Source organism: Gemmatimonadota bacterium (assembly GCA_009835325.1).
Lineage (GTDB): Bacteria > JAAXHH01 > JAAXHH01 > JAAXHH01 > JAAXHH01 > JAAXHH01.
Map to the genome: position 1 here is coordinate 13,160 of VXWP01000117.1, position 17,681 is coordinate 30,840.

10 protein-coding genes are annotated in these 17,681 nt (G+C 63.7%); 4 read left to right on the forward strand and 6 right to left on the reverse strand.

All coding sequences use genetic code 11. From position 1 onward, the window contains the following. Nucleotides 1–15: 15 nt before the first annotated feature. From F4Z81_15380 to F4Z81_15400, 5 genes are all read right to left on the reverse strand, one after another. The gene (locus tag F4Z81_15380) at nucleotides 16–1,050 is read right to left on the reverse strand and encodes a dehydrogenase (GenBank protein MXW06430.1); all 1,035 of its coding nucleotides are present in this window, start codon (nucleotides 1,048–1,050) and stop codon (nucleotides 16–18) included. 67 nt (nucleotides 1,051–1,117) lie between these two features. Continuing rightward, the gene (locus F4Z81_15385; protein ID MXW06431.1) at nucleotides 1,118–3,175 is read right to left on the reverse strand and encodes a peptide transporter; all 2,058 of its coding nucleotides are present in this window, start codon (nucleotides 3,173–3,175) and stop codon (nucleotides 1,118–1,120) included. 4 nt (nucleotides 3,176–3,179) lie between these two features. Beyond that, a complete protein-coding gene (locus F4Z81_15390; protein ID MXW06432.1) occupies nucleotides 3,180–4,337 on the reverse strand; it encodes an amidohydrolase/deacetylase family metallohydrolase in 1,158 nt (385 codons plus the stop codon). A 19-nt stretch (nucleotides 4,338–4,356) separates the two neighbouring features. Continuing rightward, nucleotides 4,357–8,925, reverse strand: coding sequence for an FtsX-like permease family protein (locus tag F4Z81_15395; GenBank protein MXW06433.1), 4,569 nt, complete (start codon nucleotides 8,923–8,925; stop codon nucleotides 4,357–4,359). Nucleotide 8,926: 1 nt separating this feature from the next. Continuing rightward, nucleotides 8,927–10,921: a hypothetical protein gene (locus tag F4Z81_15400; protein MXW06434.1), complete on the reverse strand. Its 1,995-nt coding sequence runs from the start codon at nucleotides 10,919–10,921 to the stop codon at nucleotides 8,927–8,929. Between the two features lie 236 nt (nucleotides 10,922–11,157). On the opposite strand from F4Z81_15400, the gene F4Z81_15405 reads away from it, so the two are divergent. The 4 genes from F4Z81_15405 to bshA are packed head-to-tail and all read left to right on the forward strand — an operon-like array spanning nucleotide 11,158 to nucleotide 17,160. Continuing rightward, nucleotides 11,158–13,671 carry an MMPL family transporter gene (locus tag F4Z81_15405; GenBank protein MXW06435.1) on the forward strand — a complete coding sequence of 838 codons (2,514 nt, stop codon included), beginning with the start codon at nucleotides 11,158–11,160 and terminating at the stop codon, nucleotides 13,669–13,671. Further along, nucleotides 13,668–15,302, forward strand: a complete 1,635-nt coding sequence (gene bshC / locus F4Z81_15410; protein ID MXW06436.1) for a bacillithiol biosynthesis cysteine-adding enzyme BshC — start codon at nucleotides 13,668–13,670, stop codon at nucleotides 15,300–15,302. Before F4Z81_15405 ends, bshC begins: the two co-directional genes overlap by 4 nt. Further along, entirely contained in the window at nucleotides 15,299–16,042 is a 744-nt protein-coding gene (gene bshB1 / locus F4Z81_15415) for a bacillithiol biosynthesis deacetylase BshB1 (protein ID MXW06437.1), read from the forward strand. The genes bshC and bshB1 overlap by 4 nt, the downstream gene beginning before the upstream one ends. Continuing rightward, nucleotides 16,039–17,160, forward strand: a complete 1,122-nt coding sequence (gene bshA / locus F4Z81_15420) for an N-acetyl-alpha-D-glucosaminyl L-malate synthase BshA (protein MXW06438.1) — start codon at nucleotides 16,039–16,041, stop codon at nucleotides 17,158–17,160. The genes bshB1 and bshA overlap by 4 nt, the downstream gene beginning before the upstream one ends. Nucleotides 17,161–17,220: 60 nt before the next feature. On the opposite strand, the gene F4Z81_15425 is transcribed toward bshA, so the two are convergent. Beyond that, nucleotides 17,221–17,658, reverse strand: a complete 438-nt coding sequence (locus F4Z81_15425) for a rhodanese-like domain-containing protein (protein MXW06439.1) — start codon at nucleotides 17,656–17,658, stop codon at nucleotides 17,221–17,223. Nucleotides 17,659–17,681: the final 23 nt, after the last annotated feature.

Consider the following 17,681-nt stretch of genomic DNA (forward strand, 5'->3'; position numbering starts at 1 on the left):
CTTCCTTTCCTGGTCTTATCCGTTGAACTTTTCCAGTTTTCTCCTCAAGCCGGGCCGTTCGAGTACTTCCCGGTTGACCACGTAGGGAGGCTCTTCTCCACGGGAGACGGCCAGGGCCGCCTTCATGCAGTCGTGTCCGATATCGCGAAACAACTCGTAGGTCCAGCACGAAGCGTGAGGCGCCAGGATGACGTTTGGCAGGGACAGCAGGGGATCGTCGGCGTCTGGCGGTTCCTGCTCGAATACGTCAATGGCCGCGCCTGCGATCCAGCCTTCCTGCAACGCCTGCTCCAGTGCTTTCTGGTCTACGATGGCGCCACGCGCCGTGTTGACGAGGTAGGCGTCCTCCCGCATCATGCGCAGCTCACGCGCACCGATCAGGTACCGGGTGTGATCGTTCAACGGACAATGAATGGTGACGAAAGTGCTTCGTTTGAGCAGGGTCTCCCGGTCCACCAGCGTAACGCCCAGTTGTGCGGCCTCATCCGCGGTCACGACGGGGTCGGAGACGAGGATTTCCGATGGTTCGAAGGGCGCCAGCATGCGCGACACCTCGCGGCCGATCATGCCCATGCCGATCAGGCCGACCACGCGGCCCCGGATCTCGCATCCCATATGATCGAAACGGATGTCCCAGTCGTCGTTCCGCACGATGGCGTCCTTGATCGTCACCCGGTGACACAGACCGAGCATGAGGGCCATCGTGGCGCTGGCCACCGGCCTGCGCGTGGCCTCCGGCGTGATCGTCACCATGACGTCCGCCTCCGTCGCGGCGTCCATATCGATCATGTCGTAGCCCACGCCCGTCCGGGCGATGAGCGCCAGGCGCTCGCTCCCGGCAAAGGAGTCTTGCGTGTAGGGCTGGCCCATGGAGATCACCGCGTCGAAATCCTCGAGCTGATCCGGGGTGACGGGCCACCGGTCCTCTTCCAGGAAGGCATGGAAGACCCCGGCTTCGTCCAGCAGGTCGACGCCGAAATTGTCGAACACGACCCCGCCGTCGGGACCCCGCAGGTCTGCGACCAGGGCTACGCGGAAATCATCGGGCATAAACAGTCCGTTCCCTCTTTACATTCGTCAGCACAGGATCCGGGACGTCGGAACAAGCTCCGGGACGTCAGAACAGGATCTGGGACGTGGACTTGGCGATCAGCACCAGGGAGACGGCCGCCATGCCGATCAGGCCCAGGCCGCACCCGTACCCGGCCAGGATCACCGGCGCGTAGGCGCGCCACCTTTTCTCTCCGTACCGCCGTCCGAAATAGAACCGGCCCAGCATCGCTCCGATGAACGTGGGCAGCGTGTAGTGTATCCAGGCACCGGTGCCCAGTCCCGCGACCAGGCCGTAGAATAGCAACGGCGGCGCCTTGAGCAGGCTCAGGACCCCGTACAGGGCCACCGTGAACCCCATCCCGGCGCCGATGTATTCCCACTTGATGAGTTGCCCGATCACATCCGATCCGCCCGGCAGGGTCGACTTGATCCAGATCGTTTCCATCGTCGCCTGCAGCGGCCACATCTTCTCGACGAAGGGATAGGCCGCGGACGGTATGGGCGCCAGTTTCCAGATCAGGGCGTAGAACAGGAAACTGAACACAATGAGCAGCAACAGGCTCAATATATACAGTTTGACCAGGCTTGGGAATCGCGTTCGGGTGAGTTCCAGCTGTCGGAAGGTCGCCACCACGCCGCTGTGATCGAAGAGCGGAACCGGCGCGAACCAGATGGCCACGCCCTTGTAGCCCGACAGGTAGAAGGACCCCTCCCTCGCGTAGGGGAAGGACGATCCGTAAGGCGAGCCCGTGAGGCCGATCATGCGCGCGCCGATGTAGGAGAAGAAGGGCGTCCACAGGAACCCGAAAACCACGGAGATCCATACCGGGAACGTGGGTTCGAGGTAGTAGACCAGAGCGATGAAGCACAGGGTAGACAACGCCCAGAGCGCGATGGGTATGGGCAGCCTGAAATCACCCCGTTCCGGCGGCGGCCGGCGGGGTCCCTGGACGCCCGACGTGCCGTCCGGGTCTCGCTTCAGGGCGCGGGCGAAGGCCACCAGGCCGATCAGGCCGATGACCAGCGAAGTACCGATGGACGAAAAACTAAGCCAGAAATCGATGGTATTATTGATGGAGGTGGGAATGGTGCTCATCCCCGGCGCCCAGCTGTGCAAAAGGCCGAAGTGGTAGAGAGCCGGATTGGCGATGAAGGTGACCACGAAGGAACTGATGAAGGTGCCGACCACGATCCAGAAGGGCAGGACGAAACCCACCAGGAGCGTGGCCATGTCCGTGCCGATGCCGATAGGCGACGCGGGCAACACGTCCCGGACCCGCGGCGTGAAGTCCGCGAAGGGAATGGGGAAGACCTCGACGCCCTTGGTCAGCACCACCCCCGATACCGTCGGGACGACCACGTAGAGTATGCCCCAGCCCAGGCCGATCATGGCGCCGACGGTAAACAGGCGCCAGCGCCAGGTCTCCTCGCCCGCCGACGATTCCGCCAGCGCGGTGGCGCCGGCCGCCTGCACGGGCGCCAGGGGAAAGGGCAGGCGCTCGGTGTCGGCCGTGATGCGGAAGAGCACGTATCCCAGCGAAAGGGCGTTGACCAGGCCGAGAATGGACACAAGTACGGCCAGCAGGATGGGCTCCATCCACTCCATGGAGAAGAGGGTCCGGGTGATCAGGGAATCGGATCCCCTGGGCGGCGATACCCACTGGGGCAGAAGCTGGGCCAGGCCGTCCGCCTGGGGGGATTGGATCAGATATTGGAACCAGATCATCTTGGCGAAAGGCGCGCCGTGCACCGACGATCCGGCCGCCATGCCGCTGGCGCCCAGTCCCGTCGCCGCCAGGCCGGCGGCGAGCCAGTAGAGGATGATGGCTTCCTGGGGCTTCAGCTTGATGAACAGGCGCTTCCCGATCTCGATGAACATGATGATGGTGACCCATTCCGCGGCGCCCGCGAAACTCTTTCCGGTCACCAGTTCCAGGTAGATCGCCCCCGGAAGCATGACCAGCCCGACGAAGAAGGCGGCCCAGATGATCCGGCTGCTGAACCCGTCCTCGTAGGGCAGGCTGTCCGGCACGATCTGCCACTGGTCGTCCTGCCCGGCGGTCGCCGCGGTCTGGTCACGCTGCTCCCGGGGTTCCTGCTGTTCCCGGCTGGTGTCACTCATTCGCTCACTCGGTCCTTATGTAGTCGCCCGCCTTGTCCCAGTCCGGACGCGTCAGGCCGTTCAGGTCCCAGACCACCTCACCGGCCCGCACCGTCAGCAGGCACCTCAGCCGCCGGTCGCCGCGCATGCGCGCATGGCCCGAGTCCACGAAACCAAACTCTCCGTATTCCAGTTCCAGCACGGCGACGTCCGCCTCCGCGCCGATGCTCAGCGTACCCAGTTCGGGGCGCCGGATGGCCCGGGCGGGGTTTCGCGTGGAGCGCATGATCACGTCCTCCAGGGTCATCCCCATGTTCAGGCATTTCGACATGGTCGTGTTCATGCTCGCGTTCGGCATCAGGGCGCTGTACTTGTGGAGGTCCGTGCTGATGGTATCCGGCAGAAAGCCCTGCTCGATGGCCGGCACGGCGATGCGGAACCAGAAGCTGCCGCCGCCGTGGCCCAGGTCGAACAGGATGCCCTTGTCCCGGGCTTCCCGGACGTAGTCGTTCACCCGGCCGTTTTCGTCCAGCAGGGGTATGTGCTGCGCGTAGAGGTGCGTGTGTATGTCACCGGGGCTCAGCTTCTTCAGCAGCAGGTCCCGGTAGCTCCGGGTCGGCTTCGGCGCAAAATCGATCATGGCGATGGTGCCGCTTCGGCGGGCCGCCTCGACGGCGCCGTCCACCGCCTCCCAGCCCGGTCCGCCGAAATGGGCGGTCTTGGACCCGACGACGTGCTCCGGGTATCGGGCGATCATGTCCCCGCAGGGTACCGGGTCCATCTCCGAAACGTCCTGCTCCACGGCGCCTTCCATGCCGGCGCCCACGATGTTGATCAGCGCCAGGACCCGGGTTGTGGAATCCGCGATGACCGTGTCCTTGAAGTCTTCGAACTTCTTCCAGCCTGCGCCCCCGGTATCCAGCACCGTGGTCACCCCGTTGGGAAGCACGTGGGCGTCCGGGAATACCCATCCCCGGTAACCGCCGTAGGCATGCATGTGGATGTCGATCAACCCGGGCGTGACGTAATGGCCGTGGACGCGGGCGACCTTTCGGCCGTGTTCCGCCGGGATGTCGTGCTCCACCGCCGCGATCAGGCCGCCGTCGACGGCGACGTCCCGGCTTCCGCTGATGCCGTTCTCCGGATCGATGACGTGGCCGCCTTTGATAATCAAATCGTACATCGCCGCTCCTCTCCGCAGGTTACAGGGCCGTGTGGCGATCGAAGGCTTTGATATCCCGGTACCGCGCCTTTATGGGCTCTGCCAGGGTCCGCCATACCAGAAACCGCTTCCTCAGTACGGTAAAGAACCGCCGGTTGATCGTCTGCCACTGCGCCAGGTCTCCGCTGCGGCGATGGATCACGATCAGGATGCGGTACAGTCTCTCGTGGAGCACAGGCTCCAGTTCAAGACGCACGTCCTGGCTGATGGCGAGGTCATAGGGCGCCAGCCAGACGGTGGACGCCACGTGATACGTGTCGAAGGTATCGCCCGGTATCGCGTCGAGCGTGGTCCCCTCGGCGACGAAGTCCTCCGCCGAACTGTCTTCATGGGTCTGGAAGATGTGGTTCAGGTAACCCGACAGCGGCAACGCTTCGGGGACGGTCACCGTGAACGGGAACTCGAAGCACCAGTCGTCTTCGTCGGGCGGCGGGGGCGACCAGCGCCGCGTCACGTCCTCCACCGTCATGTCCGCGGCCTTCTTCGCCGGGTAGAGGGTGGAGAGGAAGACGATGGCCATGACAACCATCGTGGCGTATACGGTTGACAGGGAGGAATAGTTGAGCGACATGCCGCCGAGCAGGTCCCATTGCGAAAGCCCCATGGTGATGATCTGGCCGGCCAGGTAACCGAAGACGGCCCCGAGGGTCGCGAATACGGCGGCTTCGGCGATGAACAGGGCCGCCACGTGGTTCGGGGCCAGGCCCACCGCGCTGTACACGCCGATTTCCCGGAACCGTTCGAACACGGCGCCCATCATGGTGTTCAACACCAGGAACGCCGCGATGAGCACCGGGATGATCAGGTTGGCCAGGCCCGAAACCGAGGTGGCGCCCAGGGAGCTGTAGACCCTCACCTCGTCTTCCATGCCGACGAACACGGCCAGGAGGACCCGCGACATGAAGGCCTCCACGGAATCGCGAAGCTGTTCGCCGCCTGAGAACCCCGCGATGGCCACGGACCGCGTGGACCCGTTCAGGTCGAGTGTCTGCCGGTAGGGCAGGACGAGCACGTTGCGAGACGGCAGGTGCTCGGAGGCCTGGATAGTGGACATGAACACTTCGATGTCCATTTCGGTCAGGGAACGGGTCATGGAGAAGCTGGCGGGCATGATGCTCTCGTCGTCCATGTCCCGGTAGGCGTCGAACCCATCGGAATCGAGCAGGCCGATCACGGTATAGCGTCCCCCGAGGATCTCCACTTCCGCCGTACCTACGTCCTCCGGCCCCACGTTCAACCGCTCGGCCAGTTCCGTGGGCAGGAGGCAGACCGACCTTTCGTCCGGGGCGAACCATCGTCCGCCCGGCACCAGGAAGCGGTCCAGGCCGGTGACGGCCGGTTCGCCGGCGTGCAGTCCCAGGACGGATTGTACCGTGGTGGCGGTCCCTTTGCCCGGCACGCGCAGATCGATGTAGGGACTGGTCATGTCCTCCGGCTCGTACCAGGACCGGGGCACCACGTCCGCCTGGCCTTCGAAGGCGTTCTCCACGTAGGGCAGGAAGGAGGTGGGCAGGGAGTGCCACGACAGGCTGCGCATGAGGACACCGTCGTACGGCGGGGTGTTCTCGCGGTCCAGCGTATAGAACTGGATGCCGGTCCGGAAGGAAGTGAAGGACAACACGGTGAAGGTCAGCAGGGTCAGCGTGACCGCGGTCAGCGCCGTGCGCATCTTCCGCTTGCGCAGGTTCGATATCCCCAGGGATATGGCCACGGCCGTGGCGCTCAGCCGGCCGATGTCCGCCTCGTGGAGTCCGGCCGCAGACCGGGTCAGGTTCTTCATCTCGGTGTCGAACCGGGTCACGATCATGGTAATGATGATCAGTGCCATGGCCAGGATGATGAAGGCGAGAAAGACCATGTACGGCGTCAGGCTGAGCTGAAAGGCGGGATGCACGTTCTGCAGCAGCATGAAGACCGCCGCGAAGATGACGCCCACCGAGGCCAGCCGCTTCCGAATGTCGGTGAAACCGAAGAAAAGCCGTTCGAGGAAGAAACAAAAAGGGACAAGCAGCATGAAGTAGAACACGATGCCGTCCACCGTGTCGTCCGCGGCGTACCGCACGTCGGGATAGGCCCGCGCCTCGAAGCCCCACGCCTCCCTCGACCGCGCGGCGAAGGCGTCGTAACGGCGGTTCTCCAGGGCCTCCCGGGCGGCCCGAAGCGCCTCGGTGCTTTCCTCGTGGAGTTCGGCGGCCCGGGCGTTGGTCACGCCGTGGTCCTCCAGTTTCATCAGGCGGGCCCGGTTGAGCGACCACAGGTCCAGCGCGCTCTGGTAGAAGGGGTAGAGGATCAGGCCGTGGTCCGCCGTGAATCCCCGCCCCTGTGCCAGGGCCATTGCGTCGTCGGAGATACTTTCCGGCGGTTCGTCGAGCCACGATTCGGGCGTATTAGTCAGCAGATACTTGACGCCCCGGGGACCCGAGCTCATGAACATCTTGACCCGGTCCTCGGGCCTGGCGAAGACCACCGCGGCGTTGGTCATCCAGTTGCCGAAGAAACTCTGGTCTTCCACGAAGGCCGCGCCGTACTTGCGCAACGGACTGTTGTCCCGGCCGAGTACGGTCAGGTTGTCGAGGGCGACGAAGACGCCGGGGTCCACGATATCGAAGAGGTTGATCTCCTCGCAGGGAAAGAGGACCTGTATGGTATTGTTCACCTTTGCGGCGTTAGGCACCGCGAGGGGAAAGGTGGCGTTGCCCTCTTCACCCAGGTCCGGGGCGTACACGATCCGGCCGTCGGCGCCCAGGCCGTAGCTGCGAAGTTCCGTCGGTCCCCGGGGGAACCGGACCATTGAATGCCGGAAATGCCCCAACGAGTCGGCGTGGGTGACCATGAATCCCCGCACGCCGCTGTGGCTCGTATAGCCAGGCTCGTAGACGACCAGGGCGTCGGAGACCGGGGTATTGGGCTTGAAGAAATCGACCGTGCGGTCGAATTCGAGGACCCGGCCCTCGATGTCGCGGCCCTCGTCCTTGAGCCGTATCGACTCGTCTACGTCGAAGGCCTCGGGATCGGACAGCATGGCGGGCAGCAAGGTGCCCAGCGTCCGGATCTGCCGGACCAGGTTGGCGAAATCGACGTACTCGATCCGGTCCTTCGGGGTATCGATAAGGAGCCGGTTGTCGTTCACTGTGGCGAAGGTCATGCCGTGGAGCCCGGCGAGCGTGACCATCTCGTGGTCGAAGGCGGGACCGGCGGGCATGAAGCTTTCCTGCGACCGGAGCGGGTGCGTCAGCGTGTTGAGATAGGCCGTCCGGCTGTCCGCTTCATCGTGGACCCCGGCCTTACGCGCGTAATTCAGATACCGGTCCGCATAGGGTTCGTACAGAATCTCCAGATTCGAGGTGAAGAAGATGAAATCGCCGTAGCTGAACAGGCCGACCTGGTCCGCCCTGCTGGTGAGGTCCAGGCCCAGGAACAGGTCGAAGGGGATCCGGTCCTCCTCGGGAATTCGTTCCAGGAAGAACTCGTCTTTCCTCTGGTGACGGTCCAGGAAGTCGTTTACGCCCTGCAGCCCGTGGAAATGGGCGGACGTGGCCAGAAACAGCACCGTGTATCCCGGCGGATGGGCCCGAAGCACGTCCATCAGTTCCAGCATGGCGGCGACGCCCCCCGCGCTCTCGGCACCCGGCGCCAGTCCGGGTACGACCGACATGGCGTCGTAGAAGGCCGATAGAACGACGACCCGGTCTTTCCATTTCTCCGTACCGTCGCTCCCCGGCAGCTGCTCGTCCTTGCCCGGTATCCACCCCATGACGTTCCAGGTCTCGGCCCGTTCCCATGACATGCGTCCCCGGATCGTCACTTCGACCTCGCCGGACCGCGCGACCGCCAGGACCGCGGCGGCATGCTGGTCCGGGACCCAGAAGCGCGGCACGTCGGCGGGCACGTCCAGGATCTTGCGCTGGGCCTGGTTGTTGGTCACGGAACCGGGGCCGCTGTCGTAGAAAAGTATGGCCTGCGCACCGAGCATCCGCGCGTTGAGGTACTGGTCGCGCCCGTCGAAATCGACCAGGACGACACTCCCCTCGATCTCCTTCCCGTTGAAGGCCTGGAACTCGCCCCGCCGGCCGTAGTGCAGGGGTCCCCGGATCCCGTCGGGGAAGGAATTCAGCCGGACCAGGTTGGGCCAGAACTGGTACACCGGAATCTCGGTCTCCACGGCGTCGTGCACGGTCAGCGTGAAACCGTGGTCGACAGGGGAGGATACCGTGAAGGTGTCGACGGAGACCTCGGCCAGGCCGCCGGCATGGAAGGCATCGACCACGTACTCCATGGCCGCCCGGTTGCCAGGATAGCCGACGACGCGGGACGGGTTTTCGCTCATCGCCCGGACATGGGCCTCCACGCGTTCCCGGGTAACGATTTCGGATACCTCTTCCCAGGTCACCGGCGCCTCTTCGAGGGGCCTGGGCGGTACATCTTCCGGAAGGGAGACGATCCTCAGGATCACGTGCTCCGTCACCCAGGCCGGGCCGGCGACGGCCACGGCGAGGAACAACAGGACGCCCACGGCGAGGAAGAAGTAACCGAATATCCGCGAATACACGTCAGTCTATCCCGTAGATATGATGGCCCGCGTGGGGAAACCACACGTAGTCGACGAACATGGAGATGACCACGCCGGTGACCACGCCGAAGATCAGGCCCAGGAAGAAGGGCTGCCCCTTCCGGTACAGTTCGATGCCGCCGACCCACATCATGATGCTCTTGATGACCCAGCACACGAACATGGACGAGACGATCGCCCGGGCGGGCCAGGAGTAGGAAAGAAAGAATCCGAGGGGATGCAGCGGCCAGCCCGGCAGCCGGGCTCTCAGCGTCATGAGCAGAAACATGAGCGCACCGCCCACCAGGAAGAACATCAGCCGCGACGTGTCCGGTCCGAAGGGATCCCGCATCTTGGTAAGCGTTTCAGTGTAGGGGATGGTCGATCCGATCCGGCCGAACCACCAGCCATTGGTGAACTGGCGCGTACCCTGATCGAACCCCATGTAGATCGTCCATACCAGTGAGATCACCACGCCGATCACCGCGGCGGCCAGGATCGACCAGCCCAGGCCGCGCTGCCAGCGCGCGCCGATCTCGGACAGCTTGGCCGCCTGCATGAAGGCGGGCATGAAGGTCGACTTGATCTCGCTGACGGGTCCGTAGGTCTGGGCCATGGCCGTCATGGTGGACATGGACAGGTTGGCCGACCCGACCGAATAGAACACGAGCACCTGGGCGATCATGGGCGATCGCACGTAGGGCAGCCCGGCCTCGGCGATGATGCGGGACACGCCGATGTAGATGATGAATACGCCGGCGAGGAGGAACACGGCGATGGGCACGCTCATGCCCAGCTGGTTCAGCCAGACCACCCCGTAGACGAAGCCTCCGATGAATCCGAAGACCGCGACCCGGTAGGGCAGCATCTCGTCCGAATCGTCCAGGTCCGACCGTCGGCCGAAGGCCTGGGAGAACACGGCGCGGATGTGAAACCGCGCCCGCCAGAGCCCCCATCCCACGAACAGGATGAACGCGCCCATGTTCTGCCAGTCCAGCATGGGGTGGATCGACGTGTAGTTGTCCCGTCCCGGGATGTCGTACCCGATCCGGTGAGCGATGCCCACCTGGATGATCCCGATCATGTAGAACACCCAGAAACCGGCGAGGACGTCCAGGTTGACGAAATAGGAAATGCCCAGGATGGCCGGGCGGAAGTTGATTTCCAGCGGGGGGAACCCCTCGCCGAATACTATGGGCGGCGCCGACCCGAAATAGGGGAACTGGGGCACGACCGGGGTGAAGAACCCGACGATGTTGTACATCATCACGCAGAACGGAATGGAAAAGCCGATCCAGAAACGCTTCTCCGAGAGAAAGGCCGGGACACGGCTCGGAGATTCCATGCCGCGCGTGAAGGCGAGGGGGATCTGCATCATGGGGAAGACGAGCTTCTCGTGTTCGACCCACTGCCGCCTGAGGATGACCACGAGACACAGGCCCATGAAGATGATCGGGACGATGAAGGTCAGCCACCAGAACAGCGGAATGCCCCACACGCTCCAGGGAATGGACGCGCCGGGCGGGATGCCGTCCACCAGCCACGTGAGCGCGTTACCCTGGTTCGTGACGGTCGCCCAGGGCTTCAGGTACGGGTAGAAGTACTCGGCCCACTGGTTCTCGGGCGTCGCCAGCAGGTAGGGGGCCATCAGCGTGGAGATGAACGGGGCGCCCATGCCGTTGGTCGTCAGCCCCGATGCCGCCATGCCCATGACCAGAGGGATGACGAACTCGTGGGGCGTGAGGGCCCAGTCCTTCTTCCACCTGGCCAGCACCACGTTGAATACGACCAGGTACGCAAAGGCCAGAAACAGCGCGCCGATGTGGAGATGATCCGCGCCCAGCTGGGACGAGGCCATGGTGTACTGGAAATAGGGGACGATGAGGGAAATCAGGACGACGCTCGTCAGGCCCAGGAGAATGGATCGCGGCGTAATGATCCGGGTCGCGGTCGCACGGACAGCCGAGGCGGAAACACTTTGCTGTACTGAGGCCATGGAGTGGGCGGAAAATGTAGTGGGCGGAGTACGGCTTTCGCGTTTTTCAGCAATGGGTTGTATCAAAAAACGGGTCCAGCATATGTAAGGTCGCGCACGGGATAAGTCAAAGAAAAACGCCTTTCGCCGAAGCCCTTCAACCCCGTTGCATTCGCCGTTTTAGTGGTTGACACCCCAGTGGTTTACGGGGATATTTCCATACCTTGGATGCGCGCGTTTCACACGAGGAATGCACCGTGAAGGCCGAAACTAGAGCCGCCCTAGACCGCTTCCTGAACAGGTATATCGCCTTCATCTGCCGCCATCCGGCAAAGGTCCTGTTGTTCGCGCTGCTTTCCGCCTCGCTTTCCGTCCATTTCGCTTCCCGGCTTCAACTGAAAACCGACTTCGTCGAACTGCTCCCCGAAGGCTACCGGAGCGTCGACGACATACACCGGCTCACGGAGCGTGTCGGCGGCATCGGCAACCTGACGGTCGTAATTGAAACGGAAGACCTGGCCGCCGCCCAGCGGTACGCCGACGACCTCGCCGGCAGGCTCCGGTCCGATCTCCCGGAAGGATATGTCCGTTACATCGAGTACCGGGTGGACGACGAGAAGCGGTTCTACGAAAACCACAAGTACCTGTACGCCGACCTGGAAGACCTGGAAGAGATCCAGAGCCGGCTGAGCCGGCAGATACTGAAGACGAAACTGGAACAGAATCCCCTTTTCGTTTCCGAGGAAGACCTCGGCCTGGAGACGGAAGACGAACCGTTCACCGTGAGCGACCTGGAGGAGAAGTACGAGAAACAGGCGTCGGAGAAGCTGGACAAGTGGGTCGACGGCTATTTCACGGGACACGACGAGCAGGGGCGGTTTCTCGTCATGGTCCTGAAACCCTTCGGATCTTCGACCGGCGTGTCCTTCTCGCGGGACCTTTGCGAACGGGTCCTGGCCATCGCGGAAGGCCTCGAACTCACGTCCTACCACCCGTCGCTGAAGGTCGGGCTCACCGGCAAGTACCGCCTGATCCTGGACCAGTACGAGTCCGTAAACCGGGAGATCTTCACGTCGGCCGGCGTCACGCTGTCGCTGGTCGCCCTGGCCATATTCCTCTACTTCCGCACCGTCGTCCCGGTCATCAACATCACGCTTGTCGTGGTGGTCGGCATCCTCTGGACGTTCTGCCTGACCTACTTCCGCATCGGCTACCTGAACATGCAGACCGCCTTCCTGGGCGCCATCATCATTGGGAACGGCATCAACTACGGCTTGATCCTGATGTCCCGATACAAGGAAGAGCGGTTGCGGGGAGAGAACGCACGGGACGGCGTGCAGATCGCCTTCCGGAACACGCTCACGGCGACGGTCACCTCGGCGGCGTCCACCGGACTGGCCTACGGTACCCTCATGATCACCGATTTCCGGGGCTTCAACCATTTCGGGTTCATCGGCGGCCTGGGCATGCTGCTGTGCTGGCTTTCGACCTTCTCCATCCTTCCGGCGCTGCTGATGCTCTGGGACCGCACCGCCTTCGGACGGAAGACCTGGACCCGGAAGGTCTCCCGGGGCAGGTCGATGAGCCGGCTCGCCAACCTGGTGCAGAAGAAGCCGCGGACCGTGGTGGGCACGAGCGCTTCCCTGGTGCTGCTCAGCGCCGTCCTGCTCGTATGGTGGCTCCCGAACTCCTTCGAGTACGACTTCTCGAAGCTGCGCAACGAGCCGCGGGGCGACACTTACGAGCGGATCCTCAACCACCGCGTCAACGCCCTCTTCGGCATATCGCAGTCGCCGGCCGTCATCCTGGCGGACCGCTTGGACCAGGTGCCGGGCATACGCCGGGCCGTGCTGGACAAGAAAGAGGCCGAAAAGGAAGTGCCCAATCCGACCATCGACCGGGTCCGGACCATTTACGACCTGCTGCCGGAGGACCAGGAAGACAAGATCGACGTCCTCTGGGACATCGAGTACATGCTCGACACGAATCCGCCCGACGAACTCGGAATACCGCCCGACCAGCTCGCGAAGATCAACGATTTCCGCGACAACCTGAGCCTGGACGGGATCACCGTGGACGACCTGCCCGAAGCGCTTACGCGGCCCTACGAGGAGCGGGACGGGACGGTGGGCCGCCTGATCTACGTCTACCCGCGGTCGGACGCCGGGCTCTGGAACGGCCGGAACCTGATCCGGTTCGCGGAGGTCGTCCGTTCCAACCAACTTCCGGACGATGAAGTCATCTATTCTTCCGGAGAGGCCGTGGTCTTCGCCGACATGCTGAAGGCCGTGGACCGCGACGGGCCCATCGCCACCATCGCCTGCTTCGTGGGCGTGATCACGCTCCTCGTACTGGCCTTCCGAAGCATCCACGCATCGGTGGTCATTCTGGCGTCCCTGCTGGGCGGCATGCTGGTTATGGGCGGGGTCATTGCCGTCTTCGACATCAAGGTGAACTTCTTCAACTTCATCGTCATACCCACTACGCTGGGCATCGGGGTAGACTACAGCGTGAACCTGTATCAACGCTACCGCCTTGACGGACGGGGTTCCATCGGTAATATGGTACAGCATACGGGCGCGGCCCTGGTCATGTGCTCGTCTACGACGCTGATCGGGTACACCTCGCTCATGCTCACGTCCAACCGGGGCCTGCATTCCTTCGGGATCATGGCCAACGTGGGAGAGATCGCCACGCTGGCGACAGCCCTGGTCGCGCTGCCCGCCTACCTGCTCATCATGGAAAAGCGCCGAACAAGGCCGGTTACATGAACGCTCATGCAGTGGATTACCGCCAGGTGTTGCCGGATCACCTGCTGCATACCTATCTCGAAGACTTCGAGTCGTTGCGGCCTTTCTACACCCACGATCCACGCGATCCGGATGTATGGCCACGCATGATCGAGTCCGTGAAGTCTCGTACCGTTCCACCGCCGCGAAAGGCGCTTGCCGGGATCCTGGAGGCACAGAATGGCCGGTTCGGGGCGGACGAGACCGTCCTCGACAACGCCCGTTCCCTCGCCGGGGACGATACCTTCGTCGTTTCCACCGGACAGCAGACGGGCCTGTTGACCGGTCCGCTGTTCACCATCTACAAGGCCGTAACGGCGATCAAGCTGGCGAGACGGGTGTCGGAGGAGACCGGTGTTCGGGCCGTGCCCGTTTTCTGGATGGCCGCGGACGACCACGACTACGCCGAAATCAACCATGTCCACGTCTGCCGCACGGACGGGGACGCCTTCCGGTTCGAGCTGAGCCCCGACGACCCTAACGACCGCCGATCCGCAAGCGACCGCCTGCTCGGACCCGGTATCGACACGCTGCTCGAGCAGTTCGCCGAGGCCCTGCCCGACTCGGAGTACCGTCCGTCCGCCATCGAGGCGCTTCGGCGCCACTGTACCGCCGGGACTTCACTGTCCGATGCCTTCGCGCGGCTCATGACGCTGCTGTTCCGGGAACATGGTCTTGTCCTCGTCGACCCCACCGACCCGGCGCTGAAACCCCTTATGCGCCCCGTGTTCGAGCGGGAAATCCACGCGCCGCTCTCGACCACGGGTTCGGTCCTGGAAGCGTCCCGCGATCTGGAGCACGCCGGGTTTCATCCCCAGGTCTCCCGGTCCCCGGACGCGGTGAACCTGTTTCTGTACCGGGACGGGCAGCGCAACGCCCTGCGTTACGAGGACGGGCGGTTCAGCAGCCGGGACGAAAGCCTCTCCTTTAGCGGCGAGGAACTGCTAGGGATACTGGAGGATACGCCCGGTCGGTTCACGCACAACGTCATCACCCGGCCCCTGGTGCAGGACACGCTGTTTCCGACGCTGACCTATATCGGCGGTCCGGCGGAAATCGCCTACTACGGCCAGCTCGGCGGGGTCTACCGGCAGTTCGGCCTGCCCTTCCCCGTGGTCTATCCCCGCGCGTCCCATACGCTGGTGGGCGCGAGGACCGCCCGGATCCTGGAGAAACACGGCCTCGCGATCTCCCACTTCGTCCACGGCATCGAATCCGTGGTCGACCGGAAACTCCGGGAAGAGATGCCGGTACCGGTCACCGAGGGTCTCCGGGCCGCACGGGGCGACGTGGAAGCCCACTACAGGAACCTGAAGGGACACGTGACGTCCATAGATCCCGGACTGAGCCGGATCGTCGAGGCTTCGGAGCGGAAGACCCGCTTCGCCCTGGGCAGGCTGGAAGAAAAGACCCTCCGCGCCCTGAAGAAGGCGGACGGGGTCATGCGCGGCCAGATCATGCGGGCGGACCGCCTGCTGTATCCCAACGGGCACCTCCAGGAACGGGTGGCCAACATCTGGCAGTACGTCGCCCTGCACGGTTTCGACGTCATGAATACCCTCATAGAGACCACGGACGAAACGGACTTCAGACACAGGATGACCCCGCTATGAAACTCGATGTACTCGCCGTATCCCCGCACCCGGACGACGTGGAGCTGCACTGCGGCGGGCTGATGATCCGGTTCGCCGACCTGGGATATGCCACCGGTATCGTCGACATGAGCCTGGGCGAGATGGGTACCCGGGGAACGGTCGACGGACGGAAAGGGGAAGCGGCGGCGGCGGCGGAAGTACTCGGCTTGTCCGAAAGGCTGAACCTCGAATTGCCGGACGCCCGGGTCGGCACCAGCCCGACGCACCGCGACGCCCTTATCGACGCCATACGCCGGTTCCGGCCCGATTTGCTCCTTGTTCCCCACGAGGTCGCCCGCCATCCCGATCACGGGGAGACCGCCCGGCTGGCCTGGGACGCGGCCTTTCTGGCGGGCCTGGAGAAACTCGAGACGGACCACCCGGCCTTCAGACCCCGGAAAGCGGTCTTCTACCTTACCCACCACCGCTACCAGGAACCCCGGCCTTCCTTCATCGTCGACATCACGTCGACGTTCGACCGCAAGATCGAGGCCGTGAAGGCCCACCGGTCGCAGTTCCACGACCCGGACTCCGCCGAACCGGAGACCTTCATCAGCCGGCCCGAGTTCCTTGAAGAGGTCGAAGCCCAGAGCCGTTACTACGGACAGCTGATCGGCGCGCGGTACGGAGAGCCTTTCGTCGTCCGGGAGTACATTTCGATCGACGATCCCCTGGCCCATTTCGTGGGCGGAGGTGGACGCGAAGGCGGAAACCGATGAACATCGGCATTACCTGTTACCCGACCTACGGAGGAAGCGGCGCCATCGCCGCCGAACTGGGACAGGCGCTGGCCCGGAAGGGGCACAGGGTCCACTTCGTGAGCTACTCGATCCCCTTCCGCCTGCAGGAATACAGCCAGAACATCTCCTTCCACAACGTGGAGGTCATGCCCTACCCGCTGTTCAAGTACCCGCCCTACACCCTCGCGCTCGCGGCGAAAATGGCGGACGTGGCCTCCGAGGCGGACCTGGACATACTCCACGTACACTACGCGGTGCCCCATGCCACCTGCGCCTTCCTGGCGCGGCATATGCTGAGCGACCGGGACGTCAAGGTCATCACGACGCTCCACGGCACCGACATCACCCTCGTGGGAAGCGACAAGTCCTTCTACCGGATCACCCGGTTCAGCATCGAGGAAAGCCAGGGGGTCACGGCGGTCTCCGAGTCCCTCAAGCGCGACACGCTGTCCCTCTTCGACATCGAAAAGGACATCCGGGTGATCCCCAATTTCGTCGACGTCGAACGGTTCCGCCGGGGGGACGGCCACTGCGACATCAGCAATTTCGTCGACGATGACGAGAAGGTCATCGCGCACGTTTCGAATTTCCGGCCGGTCAAGCGCATCGGGGACATCATCCGCATGTACGCGGAGGTGCGGCGAGTAGTCAAGTGCAAGCTGCTGCTCGTGGGGGAAGGTCCGGAGCGCATCCCCATGCAGGAACTGGCACGGGAACTGGACCTGGAGGACGGCGTGGTTTTTATGGGAGAGCAGGAGGGGGTGGACCGGATTCTTTCCTGTTCCGACCTGTACCTGCTTCCCAGCGAACAGGAGAGCTTCGGCCTGTCGGCCCTGGAGGCGATGAGCTGCGGCGTCCCGGTGATCGGCGCCAACGCCGGCGGCCTGCCGGAACTGGTGGGCCACGGGGAAACGGGCTACATCACCGAAGTGGGCGACATCGGGCAGATGGCCCGGCACGCCACGGACCTGCTTGCGAACGATGGCTTGCGAGAGGAGGTCGGTCGGCAGGCCCGGCAGCGGGTGTTGGACCACTTCGCGGAAGAGGCCGTGGTCCCGCTTTACGAAGCCTACTACGAAGAGGTGTTGCGGGGATAGACGGAACCCGCGGACAACCCCGTCAGTCCACTTCCGACTTTGCCGCGAGCGACGCGTAACTCACCCTTTTGCCGCGAGCGACGCGTAACTCACGCCCTCACCGCTGTCATGGCTCACCGGCAGGCCCACTTCCTCCCATCCCGGATTGACCACCTGGCCGAAGGGCGTCATCTCGCCGCTGAACCCGCAGCGCATGTTGACGACCGATTGGTATCCCATCGACTGCAGCAGTTCGGCGGCGTGATTGGAACGCTGGCCGGTGCGGCAACCCAGTACCAGCTTCGAATCCTCAGCATAATTTGCTTTCATCACCCGCACGAAATCGGGGTTGGGCGTCATCTGCCCGGTCTGCTCGTCCGCGTGCAGCAAGGGGATGTTCACGGCCGGCGCGGGATGGCCCTGGTCGAATTCGGGGACCGACCGGACGTCGATGTATGCGTAGCCCTCGGATTCGACCAACCTGGCCGCTTCGTCGGGCATGACCTGTTCCACACTCATACGGGAACTCCTTTCAGTTTTCA